The organism is Rhodococcus sp. UNC23MFCrub1.1 (genome assembly GCF_000686025.1).
GTDB lineage: Bacteria > Actinomycetota > Actinomycetes > Mycobacteriales > Mycobacteriaceae > Rhodococcoides.
In genome coordinates this window covers 53762-71325 of the sequence record NZ_JMLQ01000007.1, presented here as the reverse complement: position 1 = coordinate 71325, position 17564 = coordinate 53762, and the positions used below count along the sequence as shown (strand labels likewise).

Here is a 17564-nt window from a genome sequence, read left to right as displayed (position 1 = left end):
GCTCGTCACGGACGCAGGATGATCTTCACGGCTCCGTCCTGCTTCTTCTGGAAGATCTCGTAGGCGTGCGGCGCCTGCGTCAACGGCAGGGTGTGGGTCGCGAAATCGTCCACGCCCAACGGATCGTCGTCCGTCAGCAACGGCATGATGTCGTCGACCCACCTCTTGACGTTCGCCTGACCCATGCGCAGTTGGATCTGCTTGTCGAACATGGTCATCATCGGCATCGGATCCGCCGCGCCGCCGTACACGCCGGACAGTGAGATCGTGCCGCCCCGGCGGACGATGTCGACCGCCGAGTAGACCGCGTCGAGGCGGTCCACTCCGGCCTTCTCCATGAACGGTTTCGCGAGGGCGTCCGGGAGCAGACCCGCCACCTGCTGCGCGGCCTTCGCCACCGGTGAGCCGTGGGCCTCCATTCCGACCGCGTCGACGACCGAGTCGGTACCGCGGCCGTCGGTCAGTTCGCGGACGACGTCTCCGACCTGCCCGCCGTGGGCCCGGAGATCCACCGTCTCGATGCCGCGAGCGCGAGCACGCTCGAGCCGCTCGGGTACGCGGTCGACGCCGATGACGCGGTATCCGAGATGGGTACCGATGCGTGCCGCCATGTCGCCGATCGGACCGAGGCCCAGCACGGTCAGCGAGCCACCCTCGGGCACCCCCGCGTACTGCACGGCCTGCCACGCGGTGGGCAGTACGTCGGACAGGTAGACGAATCGCTCGTCGCTCGGGCCCTCCGGGACCTTGATGTGGGTGAAGTCGGCGTGCGGCACCCTCAGGTACTGCGCCTGGCCGCCCGGCACCGATCCGTAGAGCTCGGAGTAGCCGAACAGTGCTGCGCCCATACCGGTCTCGCGTACCTGGGTGGTCTCGCACTGGGTGTACAGCGACTGATCGCACATGAAGCACGAGCCGCACGAGATCTGGAACGGGACGACGATGCGGTCGCCCACCGCCAGCGTCGACACGGCGCTGCCGACCTCGCGCACGATGCCCATCGGTTCGTGGCCGAGGATGTCACCGACGTTCATGAACGGCCCGAGCACCTCGTAGAGGTGCAGATCGGAGCCGCAGATGTTGGTGGACGTCACCTCGATGATGGCGTCCGTCGGATCCTGGATCGTCGGATCCGGGACGTTGTCGACGCGGACGTCGCGCTTGCCGTGCCAGGTCACTGCTCTCATGATGTGCCTTTCGTGTCGTGCGGATGCGGGAATGCTCAGGTGATCGGGGAACCGCCGGTCACGCCGATGACCTGCCCGGTGATGTAGCTGGACTCGCCCGAGGCGAGGAACACGTACGCGGGTGCGAGTTCCGCGGGCTGTCCCGGACGTCCGAGCGGCACCTGGTCGCCGAAACCGTCGACACTGTCCGACGGCATCGTGGCCGGGATCAGCGGTGTCCAGATGGGTCCGGGTGCCACGACGTTCACGCGGATGCCCTGCTGGGCGACATCGCTCGCGAGCCCCTTGGAGAAATTGATGATGCCGGCCTTGGTGGTGGCGTAGTCGAGCAGCTCGGGTGAGGCGCTCACGCCCTGGACGGAGGAGGTGTTGACGATGGTCGAGCCCGGATCCATCACGGCCACAGCCTTCTTGGACAGCCAGAACAACGCGTACAGGTTGGTCTTCAGTACGCGGTCGAACTGCTCGGTGGTGATGTCGGCGATACCGCCGCTCTGGGCCATCTGGAACGCCGCGTTGTTCACGAGAATGTCGAGACCGCCCAGTTCGCGCACCGCGGTGTCGATCAGGGCGTCGCAGTGCGCCTCGTCGCGGATGTCACCGGGGACGCTGACGGCCCGGCGGCCGGCCTCCTCGACGAGCCGCACCGTCTCGCGCGCATCGGGCTCCTCGGACTCGAGGTACGACAGCACGACGTCGGCGCCCTCGCGCGCGAACGCCAGGGCGACGGCGCGGCCGATGCCGCTGTCCGCTCCGGTGATCAGTGCCTTCCGGCCGGTGAGCCGCCCTGATCCGCGGTAGGTGGACTCCCCGTGGTCGGGGGTGGTCCGCATGTCCTCGGTCAGCCCGGGATGCGAGATCGGTTGCTGCCCCTCGCGATCCGGCGTCGCGTAGGCGGTACGCGGGTCTCTCTTGGAGTACTGGTCGATCGAGCCGTTCGGAGAAGTCATGCCGGTCGGGTACCCGCGTTCCCGACCGGGAATCCTGGTCCCGCCTCAGGAACGCGGGTGCAACAGCGCTCGCGAGAATCGTCCGGACACGTCGTGACGCACCCGTCCGTCTCGGCCGATCGACACGACGCCGCCGGCCCACGAGGGGTCGGTGTCCGCCGCGGACTGCGGGTCGGTGGTGCCCTCGGCGTCGGTGCCGTCGTGCGAGCTGACCGTCAGCGACCGCCTGATGGACTCGTCGATACCCACGAGAGAGTCGACGGCGTGCGCGAACGTGTCCGTGGCCGCGTTGCCGCGACGGACGATCATGTCGTGATGCAGGCTGTCCACCAACGAGATCACGGTGCCGGGCGGCATCTGTGTGATGGCGGCGACGGCTCGCCCGACGATCGGTGTGGGAACCAGCGGCACGCGGAACTGGGGCCGCGACAGTTCGGCGATGGTCGCGTAGCGGGTGAGCAACTCGGGGTACGTGAGCACCTCGGTCCCGCCGATGTCGTACGACCCCGGAATGGGCTCGTCACCGAGAGCGGCGGCGATGATGTGCAGGACGTCGGTCGTCGCGATCGGCTGCACCTTCTTCACCATCCAGCTCGGCACGGGGGTGACCGGGAGCCGTTCGACCATCCTGCGTACGAGCTCGAACGAGGTGGAGCCGGACCCGAGGATGATGGCCGCCCGGAACACCGTCGCCGGGACGGACGAGTTGAGGAAGACCTCCTCGACCTGCAGGCGGGACGTGATGTGGTCGGAGAGGTCCTCGTCGTCGTCGGGCACGTGGCCGGACAGGTAGACGATGCGGCCCACGCCGTGCTTCTCCGCGGCGCGCGCGACGGCCTGCGCGGCCTCTCGATCCTTGGTCACGAAGTCGCCGTCGTCCATCGAGTGAACGAGGTAGACGACCGCGTCCGCACCCTCGAGCGCGGCATCGATTGACTTCTCGTCGGTGATGTCGAAGTGGACCGGCGTCACGTCGTCCTCCCAGCTGAAGGAGGACGCCTTGCTGTCGTCGCGCATGGCGGCGAGCACGTCGTGACCGTCGCTCAGCAGGATGGGAACGAGACGTGAGCCGATGTAGCCGGTGGACCCGGTGACCAGGATGCGCAAGACATGCCTTTCGAGTGAGTGGTCCTGGTTTACCCGTCCCCGGTCGCGGTCAATCTGTGCCGAGTGTCATGCCCGCTGCTGCTCGAGGAGGTCGGATGAACGCGTCCCGAGAACGGGAGCCGTCGGACATCGCGTCGGCGCTGGCGGCGTTCGCTCGCGACCTGACGGCGCACACCGATCTCGACGACACGTTGCGCAGGGTCACCGAGGCGGCCCTCGATCTGATTCCCGGAACGGACGCCGCCGACGTGGTGGCGATCTCGGGCAGGTCGTCGTTCACCTCGCACGGGCCCACGTCGTCTCTTCCGCCGCGGCTCGACGCGGCTCAGATCGAGTTCGGGGAAGGCCCGTGCCTGGACGCGGCGACCACCACCGCGGTGGTGCGGGCCGATGATCTGACCACCGACACCCGGTGGCCGAAGTATGCGCCGATCGCCCTGGCGGAGGGCGTGCGGTGCTCGCTCTCCTTTCAGCTCTTCACCCACCGCGACACCTTCGGTGCCCTGAACCTGTTCGCGTTCGAGCCCCGAGCCTTCACCGACGACGCGATCATGGTCGGGGAGGCGCTCGCCACCCATGCCGCGATCGCTCTGACAGCGGGTCGGGTCGAGGATCAACTGCATTCGGCCCTGGCGTCCCGGGACGTCATCGGGCAGGCCAAGGGCATGATCATGGAGCGTGTCGGCGTCGACGCCCAGCAGGCCTTCACCCTGCTGACCAGGCTGTCCCAGGACTCCAACACCCCGATCGGCCGGTTGTCGGTCCAACTGGTGGAGAAGGGGTCCGAGTCGGCTCGCTGAGGTGCCGGGTCACGAGAACTCGGCGTGCAGTTCGGGGAGGAACGCCGCGAGGTGGTTCATCTCCTGCCCGCAGTGCATCAGCAGATCACGACCGAGGTCGAGGCTCAGCTGCAGATCGGTCGGATCGACCGACGCACCACGGGCCACCGCACACGCGGCCTGCGTCACGTTCGGTACGTGCAGGCCGCGGAGGTTCAGGTGGAACCGGCTGCGCATCTCGGCGCCGCCCTCGATCGGGCGGACCTGGTGGGCGAGCCACCCCAGGTCCACGGGGGCGATGCTGCTCCCGACGCGGCCGAAGACGATGGTCTGATCCGACGGCACGGTGAACCCGTGCGCCACCGGGTCTCGGAAGTTGATCCCGAGCTGCTGCAGTTTCGGCCCCACGTACTCGTCGACGTAGGTGGTGTTGCCGATGTACTTCTGCCGGTCCGTGAGGTCGGCGGTGGTGAGGTCGGTGTCCAGGGCGGCGAACTGGTGCGCGTCGGGATGCCACAGCTTGTAGCGCGCGGCCTCGCTGGAGTGCCACCCGAACCACCAGTCCCACATGGCCGCAGTGACTCTCGGCATGACGGTGCGCACTGCCACGAAGACCACCCCGTCGGCGCCCTGGCCGTACCCGGTCTCCACGGCGGACGTCCCGGTCGGGCCGAGATCGCGCGTGATGTCCTCGAACCGAGGTACCGCTCCCGGCGGTAGCGCCGGGCCGGCGAAGGCGTCGGTCACGATCTGCGGCGCGGGGGCGGTCCGGGCCTGCATGTAGCGGGCGTACGGGAGCGCGAAGTCGGCGCCGCGGTAGCCGGGATAGCGAACGGCGCAGGCCGCCGAGGGGAGTGTCGGCGCTGCGCGGACGCGCGGGGCGATCCCCACCGTGACCGCTCCCGCGGCGACGGCGGCCGCTCCCAACATCCCGCGACGACTCATGGACCGATTCCTCAACATCTGTACAGAAAAGACGCCGGCGACCCCGGTGTCAAGCACGAGCGGACGTGCCGAGACGGGTGTACCCTCAACGCCTGTCATGATCGTGACGCGGCAGTCGGGGGACGGTGGAGCGGGCTCGATCAGCCCGTTCCGCCGGCGCGATCATCGTGAGCCGACCGTGACCGGTGATGGTGGTACCGGCACGTCAGGGCCGTAACATCTCACCAATGAGTGATGGTGAGACGGTGGAGAAGCCCAGAAGTCGGCGCTCACTGATCTCTGCCGCCGCGGTGCAGGTGCTCGCCGAACGCGGTCCCCGTGGGTTCACACATCGTGCGGTCGATCAGGCAACCGGTCTCGGTGCCGGCGCCGTCAACTATCACGCGCCCGATCGAGCCACCCTGCTCTCGCTGGCGCTCGACGAGGTGTTCCGGAGAGATCTCGAGGTCGCCGGTCGGCACTTCGCACTCGACACCTGGCATCACGACGCCGTGGTCGACGCCGTCGTCGGGTTCGTTCGCGACATGTGCAGCGAGGAGCATCGCGGCCGCGTCGTCGCACGGCACCACCTTCTCGGCGAGGGTCTGGTGCGGCCCGAACTCAAGGCGGCGTTCGACGCCCAGTTGGCCGCGTTCGTCGGCCTGGTGTCGTCCAAGATGAGCGAGGCGGGCTACCCCGCGACCGTGGCGTCGGCGGAACTGTTCGCCATGTCCGTGGACGGTCTGCTCACCCGCCAGGTGGTCATCGGGGTCGAACCGCTTGCCGACGAGGAGATTCCGCGCATCGTCTCCATCATCGCCCGGAGGTGGTGACGCGCCGGTCCCGCGTTTGAATCGCGTCCGTTCGGGAATGCCATTCCTGAAGAAAGGCGGCAGATGCTGCCAGCGCATCTGCGCCGACGGAAGGTTCTCGTGTGACGACGATTCATCGCGACACGATCAGCATGGTGCGTGCACACCCCGGTGTGTACGCCCCCCAGGACGATTCGAGACTGCTCTGCGAGGTCATGCCGGTGGCGGCGTCGCCCCTGGGTGCGCGTGCCCTCGATCTGTGTACGGGTACCGGAGTGCTCGCACTCCAGGCTGCGTGTCTCGGTGCACGTGAGGTGCTCGCCTACGACCTGGATGCTCGCGCCGTCGCGTGCGCCCTGGACAACGCCGAGCGCATCGGTGTCGAGGTCGATGCGCGACAGGGCACGCTCATCGACGCCCTCGCCGAGGCGCCGTTCGACCTCGTGGTCTCCAATCCGCCGTACGTACCGTCGCCGACCGCGCCGGAGGGGCGCGGTGTGCACCGTGCGTGGGACGCCGGCGCCGACGGTCGCATCGTCTTGGACCCGTTGTGCGACAATGCCTTCGATCTCCTCACTCCGGGCGGCACCATGCTGATCGTGCAGTCCGAGTTCGCCGGTGTGGACCGCACGATCGAGCGTCTGATGCGGTCCGGCACCACGGTCGACGTGGTGGCTCGCCGTCGCATCGCGTTCGGTCCCGTCATGCATGCACGCGCCGAGTGGCTCGAGGCCACGGGCGCCCTGCAGCCGGGTCGGCGCTCCGAGGAACTGGTGGTCGTCCGTGCCCGACGCGCCTGACGCTGCTCCCGCAGCACGGCTCGTCCGTGTTGTTCCGGGCGGGCCGGTGATGGTGGAGGGGCCCGTCGACGTGGAGATGGAGGACGGCACCCGCGTGCGGTCCGACCGCTTCATGGTGGCGCTCTGCGCGTGTCGACGCAGCAAGAACTACCCCTTCTGCGACACCAGCCATCGCCGCAAGATCCGCGCGGCCACCACCGAGGACCGGGGTCGCGACGACTGACACGGCCCGGACGTTTCACGGCGCCCTGCGGGGGCACTCCGGCGTCGTGGACACGAAGGAACAGTCTCCGGACGTCTCGTCGGAAGAGCAGTGGCGTCGGATACTGCGTGAGCGCGGGCTGCGCGTGACCCGTCCGCGCCTTCGCGTGCTGAACGTCGTGGCGCGGCACCCACACGTCGACGCCGGCTACGTGGCCCGCACGCTGAAGAGCCAGGGGATGTCGCGGCAGACCGTCTACGGCAACCTCGACGCACTCGTGTCGGTGGATCTCCTGCGCCGGATCGAGCCCGCCAATTCGCCCGCGCTGTACGAACTTCGGGTCGACGGCGACGACCACCACCATCTGATGTGCCGGCAGTGCCGCCGAGTGTTCGACACGGCCCTCACCTCCGATGTGCGTCGACGTGCTCCCGAGCCGGAGGACGACGACTTCGACATCGACGGCGTCGACGTCTTCTTCTGGGGTGTGTGCCGTGACTGCCGGACGGGTAACCAGCACGTATGAGCGATGATCGCGAGAAGATGCTGACGGACCACCACCGTCCGGACGGGTCCGACGATGCCACGGTGTCCGCCGTCGGTTCGGTCTCGGAGGCCCTCGAGTGGGTGGAACGCGCCCGCGGCCACCTGTACACGTTCCACCAGCTCATGGGCCACGCCGATCTCCAGTTCGGCTCTGCCGCGGACGAGCTCCGCGACGCCGGGCACGGTGACGCAGCGGACGCACTGGAGCGAGAGGTGATCGGCCGCAACGTCATCGAGGGTCGGTGGACGTTCCAGATGGTCGAGGACTTCGACGACGGGTACTGGACCACCGCGCGCGAGCACGAACGCCGGATCCGCGACGACCTGATGGACGGCCGCCGTCACGTCTTCGAGGCGGAGATGAAGGAGGACCGGCGCACGCACGGCAAGCGCGGTCACGAGGCAACACCCTGACCGGAGGATCGACACGATGACGATGACGAGCGACACGGTGCGCGGCGTGCTCGACGCACCCGACGGAACGCTGCTGGTGATGCGGGACGGCGAACTGACGATGACCGACGACGATTCGGGTGCCGTTCTGGTGACCACCAAGGCGGCACTCGTCGAGCAACTGGGAGACGACAGGTCACCCGAGCGACTCGAGACGGCGGCCACCGCGCTGAACGACATGATCGACAAGCTCGGGGCGTGATCATGTCGACGTCCGACGAGAAGCACTCGGAGCCGTCCGGTTTCGCGGAGGCGTCGGGGCCACCCGACTTCGGGATCGAGCCGACGCGCCGCGACTCCGGCGACGACCGCCTAGCGGACCCGGCCGAGCAGAGCGCGACCGGTCGAGACGGTGAGCCCGAGCAGCCCTCGGACACCTGACACCGACAGGGCCGAGGACCACACGGTCTCGGTGGTGTTCGGGGGCACCGGGCGGTCGGCGATGCGATCGGCGAGCCAGTTCAGCGTGGCGGGTGCGGCGATGGGATGCAGCGACAGGTGCTCGCTGAGCCGGTCGCGCACGTACGTCACGTGGGCGCCGGCGGTGCGGTACCGCTCCACCTGCCCGTCCACGTCGTCGACGGCGATGATGGGGTCGTGCACCGCCTGCATGATGAGGAGCGGGAAACTCGGTGCGGACTTGCCCGGCTGGATGTCCTGGAAGATCTGCACCAGCTCGGGGGTCGCCATGACGTCGGCGAGCGGGATGTCGGTGTAGCGCTCGAGGTCGTGCATCAGCAGCGTCAGAACGGCGTGCACCGTGGTCTTGCGCTCGAGCGAGGACAGAATGGTCATGCCGGGCTGCGCGACGTGATCGCGGATCGTCCGGTCCAGATCGGGGTAGGTGCGGCGCAGCCCCTCGACCACCATGGTGGGCAACGCGGCGAAGATCGTGCCGTTGAGGCGGGAGAACGCCGATGCCGGATCACCGACGGGCGAGCCCAGCGCAGCACCGACGACGTTCAGCTCCGGCGCGTACTCGTCGGCGGCCTCGGCGGCCCACGACGTGGCCAGGCCGCCGCCCGAGTACCCCCACAGTGCGACGGGCGCCGAGTCGTCGAGCTCCAGAGGTGCGAAGGACAGGGCGGCGCGGATGCCGTCGAGAGTGCAGTATCCGGGTTCGATCGGTGCACCCCAGCGGCCGTCCATGCCCTCGTGATCCGGCAGGGACAGCGCCCACCCGCGGCGGAGCGCGTACAGGATGATGAGCAGCTCGAACTGGGGCACGGCGCCGTGGGCGTGTGCTCCGTCCCGCAGCGCGTACGACGGGAAGCAGCGGTCCGAGACGGCGTCGATGGCGCACTGGTAGGACAGCAGCGGCCTGCTCCGACCCGGGACCGCGCCGGCCGGCAGCAGGACCGTGGTGACACCCGTGTGCGGTTCGCCGTGCATGTCGGACGACCGGTAGAGCAGCTGCCATGCCGACACGCGCTGGCGGATGGTGCCGAACAGGGCGATCTCGACACGGCGCGACCGCAGCACGGTCCCCAGCTCGGCCTTCTCGAACCCGGCGGGGGAGCGGTAGAACGGGTCCTTGTTCGGCGTCGTCGTCAGCCGCTCGACGGCATCGTCGGAGTCGTTGCTCCGGTCCGCCGCCGTCCCTCGCCCACCCGTGAACGCTGCATCTCGTTCGATGCTCATGTGCGTCTCGCTTCCTGATTCGTCGAGTCACAGTAACCCGACGACGCAGGAGGCGACCGACGCATGCGCCGGATCAGGTGAGCGAGACCAGCTCGTGGATGTCGTCCTTCGGCAGGCCGTCGGTCGCCACGGCCGTGACCGTGGAGCTGTTCAGCGTGATCGAACCCTTGTGGTTGTCGAGGAACGCGGTGTCGGCCGCATCGCGTCCGGTCGCGATCCGGACCAGCGTCGATCGAGGTGCGAGACACGTCGCGTCGACGACGTGCCAGGTGTCGTTCACCAGGGCCTCCGCGACGGCGTGAAAGTCCATCGGGTCGCATCCGGGTGCGTAGACGGCGACCAGACGAGCCGGAACGTTCAGCGCGCGCAGCATCGCGACGACCAGGTGCGCGTAGTCACGGCACACGCCGGCACCGGCGAGCAGCGTGTCCGCCGCACCGTCGATGGGATCGCTGCTCCCCGGGACGTAGTGCAGTCGACGGCCGACCCAGTCGGACACCTCCGACAACAGCACCGCGTCGTCCGACTCGCTGCCGAACTCCGTGGCGGCGAAGCCGAAGAACTTGTCGGCCTCCGCGTACCGGCTCGGACGGAGGTAGACCGAGCGATCGAGATCCGTGACGGGGGACGGCTCCGCGTTCCCGGTGACGGTCGCGTCGTAGTAGACCTGCAGGTTGCCCACCGGTGCCTCGAGGACGTGGATCCGGTTGCCGTGGGCTCCGCTGACCTCGCGGGCCTCGACCGTCTTCCCGTCCAGGACGAACGAGAGGGTCTCGGCGACCTGCGCGCCGGGATGCGGGGCCACGGCGATCTGGAACTCCAGGGTGCTGGCGGCCGTGATGTCGACATCGAGGCGTGCGGAGACGACGCGTTCGGTCATGGAGGTGCTCGTTTCCGGGGGGAGAGGGGGTGTGCGCGGAGATGTACCCAGCCTGACCAGGAACGACGCGTGTCGCTGGACACAGTGGGACGACCGCGAGTGTGAACTGTGGAATGTAGGCCCCGGATTCCGGGGTCCGGATTCCACCATCGCCCGGCGGCGAGGGGAGACGTGGAGCCGATGACGGGAATCGAACCCGCGTATTCAGCTTGGGAAGCTGATGTTCTGCCATTGAACTACATCGGCCGGTGGAGCTGCCCCTGAAGATTAGCAGGGCGCCCGGGTGGCCTCGGCGGGCTCGGTCGATAGTCTCTGTGCGTGCTGCTCTCCGATCGCGACATCAAGGCCGAGGTGGACGCCGGAACGCTCGGCATCGAACCGTTCGACGAGGCGATGGTGCAGCCGTCGAGTGTGGACGTGCGCCTGGACGGGCTGTTCCGGGTGTTCGACAACTCGCGCTACACCCACATCGATCCGAAGCTGCAGCAGGACGAGCTGACCACGTTGGTGGAGCCCGCCGAGGGGGAGCCGTTCGTTCTGCATCCGGGCGAGTTCGTGCTCGGGTCGACGCTCGAGCTGACGACGCTGCCGAACGATCTCGCGGGGCGACTCGAGGGCAAGTCGAGTCTGGGCCGGCTGGGACTTCTCACACACTCGACGGCGGGTTTCATCGATCCGGGCTTCAGCGGACACATCACGCTGGAGCTCTCGAATGTCGCCAATCTGCCCATCACCTTGTGGCCGGGCATGAAGATCGGGCAGCTGTGCTTGTTCCGTCTCTCCAGTCCGGCGATCAATCCTTATGGCAGCTCAGCGCTGGGATCGAAGTATCAGGGACAGCGCGGTCCGACCCCGTCGAAGGCTTATTTGAACTTTCTCCAGTAGACCTACGGTCGGTTTCAGCCGTCGTATACGTTGCTATGCCCGGTTTGACGCTCTACTATCGGTCTGTCTGAAACTCCGACAGCCGATGGTGGTGATCCATGATGCGAACCGAGACGGAAACGTTCGGTGTCTCCATGAGCACCGGGTGCGTGCGCGGAGTCGTGATGGACCCGGAGGGCCGGGTCGTCGAGGTGCGCTCGCTCGCCACCGGATCCGACCATCCTCTGTCCGCGGCCGCTGCGGCAGCGTTCGAGATGGCCGCGGATCTGTGCGTGAGTCCGGACGCGCCGGTGATCGCAGTGGGGGGAGACCCCGAGAGCACCTACGGTCCCGGCGGAGTCCGACTCGTCGCCGAGTGCGACGCGCTGCTGGCCGCCGCACGGATGGAGGGCTGCGTCGACGCGGCTCGCACGCTCGCGGTCGTCGACCTCGGTCGGGTCGGCACGCGCGTGCACGTCCTGGACACGCAGACCGGTGACCTGTACTCGAGCGTGGGCATCACGGAACTGTCCGGTGACGCGATCGACGCCGCGGTCGCCGATCACCTGTCCACCACCTTCGGTGCTGCCGAGAAGATGAGCCCCGCGGCCGTGCGCACCCTGGCCCGAGACAGTCTCGCGGCCAAGGAGATGTTGTCCGACGAGCGTGCGGTCGACCTGTCGGGGCCGTTCGTCACCGACTCGGTTCGCCTGCGCCGCACAGACTTCGAAATTCTCATCGCCCAGCCCACCGCGATGCTCCTCGACCTCGTGGACGACGCCGTGGCCCGGGGAGCCGACGCAGTGCTCCTGGTCGGCGGCGGCGCGCACATCCCGTCGGTGCGCCGCGACATCGCCGCCCGCGTCGCGGTCCCCGTCATCACGCCGCGCTGGCCGCAGTTCTTCGCGGCCATGGGCGCCGCACATCTCTCCACCGTCGTGCCCCCCGCCGTGGACGCCATGCCGCTGCCCGTCGTCACCGCACCGCCGGCGGACGACGAGGTCACGGCCGCCTTCACCACGGTGGCGGAGCCGGCTCACACCCCAGCGGCGGAGCCGGTTCCCACCCCGGAACCCGAGGTGGCACCGGAGCCGGAGACCGCTCGACCACCGCTGCCCACGCCGCGCGTCGTCACCGGTGCGCCTCGACGCGCCCGCTCCACGCGGCGACGTCGGTCCCGTGCCGGTGTCGTGGTGGGAACCACGGCGCTCGTCGCCGCGGTCACCCTCGGCGCAGCCGCCGGTGCGTCGGGACGGTCGGAGACCGAGGCCGTGCAGGCGACGGATCGCGTCGTCGTCACGTCGTCCGTCGACGCCACGCCCACCGCCACCACCGTGCCCAGCACTGCCCCGCGCGTCGACGCGGCGCCGGCCTCGCCCTCGGCGGCGTCGTCGAGCGCCACCGCCGCGCCGGCGCCGTCCACGGAGACGCCCGTCGCAGCACCGTCGAGCGTCACCCCGTCGACCTCGATCTCCCAGCGCCCGACGCTCGCCCCGGCACCCTCCACCGCGGTACAGGACGAGCCGGAGGAGACGCCGGAGCTCACCACGACACGGCGGCCGAACTCGAACACCAGCACGACGACGACATCTGCGGCTCCGTCGCCGACGCCCACGACGACTCGGACGACCACGCCCACGGCAACCAGCGCGCAGGCCACCACGACGCCCTGACGTTGCCGGGCGGGACCGTACGAGACCACGCATCATCGAGAACGAACAGGCGGACGACGACGACATGCACATCGTGCTGGGAATCTCGGCGACGAGCGACGAGGTGACGGCGGCTCTCGTCGACGTCGAGCTGCCTCGGCTCGGTCCGGTCGACGAGCGCACCATCCCGATGCAGACCGGGTCCCCGGCCGAGGTGGCCGCGGCGGTCGCGACGTCCATCGGTGTCATGCGGCTCCGGGCTGCCCGCGCCGACCTGCTGCTCACCGGTGCCGCCGTCGTCCTCGAGTCGCCGCATCTGCGTGAGCCCGTCGAGTCCGCGCTGCGCGACGGTCACGTTCGCGACGTGGTCGTCGTCGACGCGGTGGACGTCGATCCGTCCCTCGAACCGGCGGTCGCCGTCGCGCTGTGGGCCGACCACGACGCGGGCGACGCGATCACCGGTCCGATCCCGGTGGTGCTGCCCGAGCCGGTCGACGCGTCCTCACGCGAGACGCGCCGAGGGTTCGCCGTCGTGGGTGCGGGAGTCGCTGCCGCCGTCCTGGCCGGATCGTTCGCGGTCTGGGCCGTGACGGGACCGCGGGCTCCCGAGGCCGCCGGTGTCGCGGAACCCCTGTCCACGTCGGCCACCGACTCGGCCGAGGCGGGCACCGGTATCGCCCCCAATCCCGCAGCGCCCGCCGGATCGAGCCCCACGGCCGTGCCGGCACCCGTGCCCGGCGGCACCACGGTCGCGGACGCCCTCACCGGCATCCGCCCCAATGTCACGCAGCAGAGCGGAGCCGTTTCGGTGCCCGCCGCACCCGGTGCCGCGACCACGCGACCGGGAACCTCGTCGGCGGCGCCGTCCAGCGGCGGATCGACGAGCGGCGGATCGACGAGCGGTGGATCGACGACGAGTGGTTCCACGAGCGGTGGTTCGACGAGTGGAGGTTCGACCAGCGGAGGCTCCGCCGGTGGCGGATCGACCAGCGGCGGCGGAACCGGCACGGGGGGTACCGATCCCGGCACTGGTACGGGCGGTGGTTCCGGCGGCGGCGAGACACCCGGATCGACGGGAGGCTCGTCGTCCGAGCCGCCGACGGATTCCGAGCCGCCTACCGAGCCGTCCGAGCCCGACCCGACGCCGGACGAGTCCGGTACCGCGTCGGTCGAGTGACGCCCCGGTTCCTAGTGAAACCAACCAAACTTTGCCAATAGCCACTGAGAACCGACCTTTTCCCTGTTCGAGCGCCTAGGCTTCGTCGCGGAACACCAGGAACGGGGCGGGTCATGCGAGCAGTGGTAGGAATTTCCCTCGGAGCGTCGGCGATACGAGCCGCGGTGATGGATCCCATGGGCCGTGCGTTGCTCGGTACCGAGTCCGTCACGGTGGCACGCGGTCGCGATCGACTGGAAGCCGCTGTCGACGTGGTGGATTCGGTCTGTGCGCGCCACGGCGCCGATCGTGAGACCGCCGTGCTGGTGGTTCCGGACGAGCCCCGGTCACGCGTGGGAACCATCTCCCTGTCCGTGCACACCGGCGGATGTGTCCGTCTCGCTTCGGAACTCGGCGCCCAGCTGATGTATCTGAGAATGCGCGGCCTGGTCGAGTCCGGATCCACCATCGCCGTCGTCGACATGGGGAAGAGCGGTACGTCGGTGTCCGTCGTCGACGTGGCCACGGGCTTCGTCAAGGATGCGACGTGGACCGACCGCTACCGGGGCAGCGCCTTCGCGGACAGTGTCCGCGAGCACCTCCTGGCTGCCTACGGCACAGCGGAACCGCTGTCGCCGAACGACTCTCAGCTACTGACCGAGGGCGTCGAGTGGGCGATGGAGATGATCGCCCTGCACCGCGTCGTGCGCGTCGGCGGACCGTTCGTCGGGGGCACCGTGAACGTCTGGCGGACGACGGTGGACCGGCTGATGCTGGACTACGTCACCGAGGCTGCCGACTGGGTGAGCGATGTGGTGCGCCGGGGTGCGCATCGTGTCGACGCCGTGGTGCTGGCCGGCGGACCGGCGAACCTCCCTCTGCTGCGCGGAGTGTTCGCGCGCGAGTGGGGTTCCGCTCTGGTGATGCCGCAGGATCCGCAGTCCATCGCCGCGACGGGGGCTGCCCTTCTCGCCGCACGACGGTCGGAGTCTCCGTTCAGCGCGCCGCTGCCGGTGGTACCGACGCGGTCGGAACCGGTGGCCGTGGTGACGACGCAGTCGCGGCACGCACTGGTCTGACCGTCAGGCCGCGTTCCACCGCATCCGGACGGTCGTGCCGTCCTCCGACGAATCCACCGACGCTTCGTGCGCGAGCGCATGGATGAGGGGAAGCCCTCGACCTCGGCGCGGATCGTTGCCGTTGTCGACCCAGGATCCCCGATCGGTCACGTCGATGGTCACCTCGCCGGCCCGCGGAGTACGCACCTCGAGTCCGACGGTGCGCACCACGGTGTCCGCGGAGCGCTCGTAGGCGTGCTCGACGCTGTTGGCCAGTGCCTCGTACGTGGCCAGGGTGATGTCCTGGCACAGGTCCTCGTCGAGGCCGCGGTCGCGCAGCCACGCGAGCACCGTCGTACGCACACCGGTCAGCGCCCGAGGCTCGGCGGGGATGTCCTGCAGGATCAGATCGCGGGTCGCGTCACCACGGTCGGTGACCGGCATGTCGTCGGCGACGTCGGTGATCATGGAAGCCCTGTACCCACTGCGCGCAGATTTTGCACATCCATGGTCGAGGTCACTCGGTCGAATCGGACCGATCGTTCACCGGACCCAGCCGGCGGCGCAGCGACACGGGCAGTACGAGGCAGACCGAGACGAACAGGGTGGCCGCCACTGCGCACGCGATGATGCCCGCGGTGGGACCCACCACCAGGTCGAAGATGAGCAGCGGTACGCCGGACATCGCGATGCCCAGCAGGACGAAGCCGGCGAGAGCGAACCGGTTCGCGTGGTCGACGAGCTGACGCAGTGCCCGGCGACGGAACAGGATCCTGTGCAGAGCCACCGGCGCGACGAGCAGGATGGTGGCGGTGACCGATGCTCCGAGCGTCACGAGGTACACGGCCTGCTCGTACGTCTCGAGTTCCGGGAACCGGGCCTGGAACGGGAGGGTGAGCAGGAAGCCGGTGAGCAACTGGATACCGGTCTGCACCACGCGCAGCTCCTGCAGAAGGTTCGACCAGTTGCGATCGAGGCGCTCGGTCTCGGTCTCGTTCCGCTCGCGTGCGTTCCAGTCCGACCCGGCCAGGGGCCCGTCCGCTGTCATTCGGTGATACTACGGCGGAACCTCCGATACCCGGCGTCGTGCCTGTTTGACGGCTTGTACGATGACTCGGCTGTGGAATGGACGAAACCTTTTCCCGCCCGTGACCGATACGGGGCTGGAACAGGTACGAATCACTGACGATCCGGGGGGTCACGGTGTCGGGACACGCCACGTCGGAACCATCCGACGGTGGCCTCGTAGAACGGACACGTCATGCAGAGGAGCGCACTCCGGCGCCAGAGTGAGTCGGCGCGGCACTATGTCGACTTCACGGCCACGGACTCCACGCTGCAGACCCTCACAGCTCTCGCGGCGACCACGCTGGGGTTCTCCGCCGCGCAGCTCAACATCCTCGACGAAGACGTGCAGTACACCCGTGCTCAGCACGGGGGACCGTTCCCGCACACACTGCCGCGCTCCGTCACCGCCTGTCAGCACGTCGTCGCGTCCGCGGGGCCCGTCGCGGTCTCGGATTCCGGCCTCGACCGGTTCTCGAACGATCCGGTCCGCGCGGCCACCGCGCAGGCTCTGCACGCCCTGTCACTCGGGTCCTACGTCGGGGTACCGCTCCGTGGACGCGAAGGGCTGATCATCGGCACCCTCTGCGTGCTGGACGCCGAGCCGCACCCCGCGAACGAGTACACGGTCACCACTCTCACCGAGTTCGGTCGGGTGGTCGAAACCCATCTCGAGGCGCTGCGTGGTCACGGCCGTGCGAAGACCGCCGGGTGCGTCCGCGCTGTCGCGGCCGCGATCGAGCGGGGCGAGATCACCCCCTGGTATCAGCCGATCGTGGACGTGTCGTCCGGCGCCGTCACCGCGGTCGAGGCTCTCGCCCGCTGGACGCGTCCGGGCGACGGCACCACTGCGCCGTCGATGGTGAGTCCCGCGGACTTCCTGCCCACCATCGAGGGCAGCGACCTCGAGATCGACGTCGACCACGCGGTCCTCGTCCGCGCGCTCGTCGACTTCGAGCGGTGGATGGTCGACGCTCCCGAGATGGACCTGCACGTCAACCTGTCCGCGCGGCATCTCGCGGCCCCCGACGCGGTGCACCACCTGATCGAGATCGTCGCCGCGTCCGCGGTACCGGCGGCGCGCGTGGTCTTCGAACTGACCGAGACCGTGTCGCATGCTCGACCGGCACGGGCACACGAGTTCGTCAGCGCCCTGCAGGCCGTCGGGTTCCGGGTGCTGCTCGACGACATCGGCATCGGCTTCTCGTCGCTCGAACGCCTCGTCGACTTCCCCGTCGACGGATTCAAGATCGACGCGGGCATCGCGCGCACGCTCGGTACAGCCGCGGGCGACTCGTTGGTCCGCGCACTGGCCGGATTCGCGGTCGACACCGGCCGTGCCCTGGTCGTCGAGGGAATCGAAAGCGACCACCAGGTCGCGGCCGCCCGCCATACTGGGTGCACTCGCGTCCAAGGATTTCTCTACTCTCGTGCGGTGCCCGCGCGCGATGTTCGCTCTCTGCTCGATTAAGGGGCGCGCTCGTGGGT

20 protein-coding genes and 1 tRNA gene are annotated in these 17564 nt (G+C 69.0%); 12 read left to right on the top strand and 9 right to left on the bottom strand.

Features of this window, described 5'->3' with window-relative positions; translation table 11 throughout:
- Positions 1-5: 5 nt before the first annotated feature.
- Genes BR07_RS0116640 through BR07_RS25130 form a run of 3 tightly spaced genes read right to left on the bottom strand, consistent with a single transcriptional unit; the run spans position 6 to position 3244 of the window.
- A complete protein-coding gene (locus tag BR07_RS0116640; RefSeq protein WP_027506400.1) occupies positions 6-1187 on the bottom strand; it encodes a zinc-dependent alcohol dehydrogenase in 1182 nt (393 codons plus the stop codon).
- 35 nt (positions 1188-1222) lie between these two features.
- The gene (locus tag BR07_RS0116635; protein ID WP_027506399.1) at positions 1223-2137 is read right to left on the bottom strand and encodes an SDR family oxidoreductase; all 915 of its coding nucleotides are present in this window, start codon (positions 2135-2137) and stop codon (positions 1223-1225) included.
- A 45-nt stretch (positions 2138-2182) separates the two neighbouring features.
- Positions 2183-3244: an NAD(P)H-binding protein gene (locus BR07_RS25130; RefSeq protein ID WP_051613504.1), complete on the bottom strand. Its 1062-nt coding sequence runs from the start codon at positions 3242-3244 to the stop codon at positions 2183-2185.
- A gap of 95 nt (positions 3245-3339) precedes the next feature.
- Here BR07_RS25130 and BR07_RS0116625 point away from each other — a divergent pair, with 95 nt between their 5' ends.
- Entirely contained in the window at positions 3340-4044 is a 705-nt protein-coding gene (locus BR07_RS0116625) for a GAF and ANTAR domain-containing protein (RefSeq protein WP_027506398.1), read from the top strand.
- Positions 4045-4053: 9 nt separating this feature from the next.
- On the opposite strand, the gene BR07_RS0116620 is transcribed toward BR07_RS0116625, so the two are convergent.
- Positions 4054-4968: a DAPG hydrolase family protein gene (locus BR07_RS0116620; RefSeq protein WP_197027819.1), complete on the bottom strand. Its 915-nt coding sequence runs from the start codon at positions 4966-4968 to the stop codon at positions 4054-4056.
- Between the two features lie 227 nt (positions 4969-5195).
- Here BR07_RS0116620 and BR07_RS0116615 point away from each other — a divergent pair, with 227 nt between their 5' ends.
- From BR07_RS0116615 to BR07_RS0116590, 6 genes are all read left to right on the top strand, one after another.
- On the top strand, positions 5196-5780 hold the full coding sequence (locus BR07_RS0116615; RefSeq protein WP_027506396.1) for a TetR/AcrR family transcriptional regulator: 585 nt from the start codon (positions 5196-5198) through the stop codon (positions 5778-5780).
- Positions 5781-5881: 101 nt separating this feature from the next.
- A complete protein-coding gene (locus tag BR07_RS0116610; RefSeq protein WP_027506395.1) occupies positions 5882-6559 on the top strand; it encodes a methyltransferase in 678 nt (225 codons plus the stop codon).
- A gap of 49 nt (positions 6560-6608) precedes the next feature.
- Positions 6609-6782, top strand: a complete 174-nt coding sequence (locus BR07_RS27650) for a CDGSH iron-sulfur domain-containing protein (RefSeq protein ID WP_231476425.1) — start codon at positions 6609-6611, stop codon at positions 6780-6782.
- 46 nt (positions 6783-6828) lie between these two features.
- Positions 6829-7287 (top strand): Fur family transcriptional regulator, encoded by a 459-nt coding sequence (locus tag BR07_RS0116600; protein ID WP_037186286.1) that lies wholly within the window; start codon positions 6829-6831, stop codon positions 7285-7287.
- Positions 7284-7721, top strand: coding sequence for a hypothetical protein (locus BR07_RS0116595; RefSeq protein ID WP_027506393.1), 438 nt, complete (start codon positions 7284-7286; stop codon positions 7719-7721). Before BR07_RS0116600 ends, BR07_RS0116595 begins: the two co-directional genes overlap by 4 nt.
- A 16-nt stretch (positions 7722-7737) precedes the next feature.
- Positions 7738-7962 carry a hypothetical protein gene (locus BR07_RS0116590; RefSeq protein WP_027506392.1) on the top strand — a complete coding sequence of 75 codons (225 nt, stop codon included), beginning with the start codon at positions 7738-7740 and terminating at the stop codon, positions 7960-7962.
- A gap of 110 nt (positions 7963-8072) precedes the next feature.
- Here BR07_RS0116590 and BR07_RS0116580 read toward each other — a convergent pair whose 3' ends face one another.
- From BR07_RS0116580 to BR07_RS0116570, 3 genes are all read right to left on the bottom strand, one after another.
- Complete coding sequence (locus BR07_RS0116580; protein WP_027506390.1) at positions 8073-9401, bottom strand: lipase family protein; 1329 nt, start codon at positions 9399-9401, stop codon at positions 8073-8075.
- Positions 9402-9474: 73 nt separating this feature from the next.
- Complete coding sequence (locus BR07_RS0116575; RefSeq protein ID WP_027506389.1) at positions 9475-10281, bottom strand: transglutaminase-like domain-containing protein; 807 nt, start codon at positions 10279-10281, stop codon at positions 9475-9477.
- 172 nt (positions 10282-10453) lie between these two features.
- Positions 10454-10527, bottom strand: a tRNA-Gly gene (locus BR07_RS0116570).
- Positions 10528-10599: 72 nt separating this feature from the next.
- Here BR07_RS0116570 and dcd point away from each other — a divergent pair.
- The 4 genes from dcd to BR07_RS0116550 all read left to right on the top strand — a co-directional run bounded on the left by dcd (position 10600) and on the right by BR07_RS0116550 (position 15032).
- The gene (gene dcd, locus BR07_RS0116565) at positions 10600-11166 is read left to right on the top strand and encodes a dCTP deaminase (protein WP_027506388.1); all 567 of its coding nucleotides are present in this window, start codon (positions 10600-10602) and stop codon (positions 11164-11166) included.
- Positions 11167-11264: 98 nt separating this feature from the next.
- The gene (locus tag BR07_RS0116560; RefSeq protein ID WP_027506387.1) at positions 11265-12818 is read left to right on the top strand and encodes an Hsp70 family protein; all 1554 of its coding nucleotides are present in this window, start codon (positions 11265-11267) and stop codon (positions 12816-12818) included.
- Positions 12819-12882: 64 nt separating this feature from the next.
- Positions 12883-13974, top strand: a complete 1092-nt coding sequence (locus tag BR07_RS26325; protein WP_027506386.1) for a hypothetical protein — start codon at positions 12883-12885, stop codon at positions 13972-13974.
- Positions 13975-14087: 113 nt separating this feature from the next.
- The gene (locus BR07_RS0116550) at positions 14088-15032 is read left to right on the top strand and encodes an Hsp70 family protein (RefSeq protein ID WP_155957076.1); all 945 of its coding nucleotides are present in this window, start codon (positions 14088-14090) and stop codon (positions 15030-15032) included.
- A 3-nt stretch (positions 15033-15035) separates the two neighbouring features.
- Here BR07_RS0116550 and BR07_RS0116545 read toward each other — a convergent pair whose 3' ends face one another.
- Both BR07_RS0116545 and BR07_RS0116540 read right to left on the bottom strand, forming a co-directional pair.
- Positions 15036-15479: an ATP-binding protein gene (locus tag BR07_RS0116545; protein WP_051613502.1), complete on the bottom strand. Its 444-nt coding sequence runs from the start codon at positions 15477-15479 to the stop codon at positions 15036-15038.
- Positions 15480-15528: 49 nt separating this feature from the next.
- Positions 15529-16059 carry a DUF6328 family protein gene (locus BR07_RS0116540; RefSeq protein ID WP_027506383.1) on the bottom strand — a complete coding sequence of 177 codons (531 nt, stop codon included), beginning with the start codon at positions 16057-16059 and terminating at the stop codon, positions 15529-15531.
- Between the two features lie 213 nt (positions 16060-16272).
- Here BR07_RS0116540 and BR07_RS0116535 point away from each other — a divergent pair, with 213 nt between their 5' ends.
- Positions 16273-17547, top strand: coding sequence for a sensor domain-containing phosphodiesterase (locus tag BR07_RS0116535; RefSeq protein ID WP_027506382.1), 1275 nt, complete (start codon positions 16273-16275; stop codon positions 17545-17547).
- The last annotated feature ends 17 nt before the right edge of the window (positions 17548-17564 follow it).

What these genes read in the sequence shown, in the direction of transcription:
- BR07_RS27650 (WP_231476425.1), top strand. Translation starts at nt 6,609, where the DNA reads ATGGTGGAGGGGCCCGTCGACGTGGAGATGGAGGACGGCACCCGCGTG.
- BR07_RS0116540 (WP_027506383.1), bottom strand. Translation starts at nt 16,059, where the DNA reads ATGACAGCGGACGGGCCCCTGGCCGGGTCGGACTGGAACGCACGCGAG.
- BR07_RS0116545 (WP_051613502.1), bottom strand. Translation starts at nt 15,479, where the DNA reads ATGATCACCGACGTCGCCGACGACATGCCGGTCACCGACCGTGGTGAC.
- BR07_RS0116580 (WP_027506390.1), bottom strand. Translation starts at nt 9,401, where the DNA reads ATGAGCATCGAACGAGATGCAGCGTTCACGGGTGGGCGAGGGACGGCG.
- BR07_RS26325 (WP_027506386.1), top strand. Translation starts at nt 12,883, where the DNA reads ATGCACATCGTGCTGGGAATCTCGGCGACGAGCGACGAGGTGACGGCG.
- BR07_RS0116620 (WP_197027819.1), bottom strand. Translation starts at nt 4,968, where the DNA reads ATGAGTCGTCGCGGGATGTTGGGAGCGGCCGCCGTCGCCGCGGGAGCG.
- BR07_RS0116640 (WP_027506400.1), bottom strand. Translation starts at nt 1,187, where the DNA reads ATGAGAGCAGTGACCTGGCACGGCAAGCGCGACGTCCGCGTCGACAAC.
- BR07_RS0116550 (WP_155957076.1), top strand. Translation starts at nt 14,088, where the DNA reads ATGCGAGCAGTGGTAGGAATTTCCCTCGGAGCGTCGGCGATACGAGCC.
- BR07_RS0116590 (WP_027506392.1), top strand. Translation starts at nt 7,738, where the DNA reads ATGACGATGACGAGCGACACGGTGCGCGGCGTGCTCGACGCACCCGAC.
- BR07_RS0116615 (WP_027506396.1), top strand. Translation starts at nt 5,196, where the DNA reads ATGAGTGATGGTGAGACGGTGGAGAAGCCCAGAAGTCGGCGCTCACTG.
- BR07_RS0116535 (WP_027506382.1), top strand. Translation starts at nt 16,273, where the DNA reads ATGCAGAGGAGCGCACTCCGGCGCCAGAGTGAGTCGGCGCGGCACTAT.
- BR07_RS0116625 (WP_027506398.1), top strand. Translation starts at nt 3,340, where the DNA reads ATGAACGCGTCCCGAGAACGGGAGCCGTCGGACATCGCGTCGGCGCTG.
- BR07_RS0116635 (WP_027506399.1), bottom strand. Translation starts at nt 2,137, where the DNA reads ATGACTTCTCCGAACGGCTCGATCGACCAGTACTCCAAGAGAGACCCG.
- BR07_RS0116560 (WP_027506387.1), top strand. Translation starts at nt 11,265, where the DNA reads ATGATGCGAACCGAGACGGAAACGTTCGGTGTCTCCATGAGCACCGGG.
- BR07_RS0116575 (WP_027506389.1), bottom strand. Translation starts at nt 10,281, where the DNA reads ATGACCGAACGCGTCGTCTCCGCACGCCTCGATGTCGACATCACGGCC.
- BR07_RS0116595 (WP_027506393.1), top strand. Translation starts at nt 7,284, where the DNA reads ATGAGCGATGATCGCGAGAAGATGCTGACGGACCACCACCGTCCGGAC.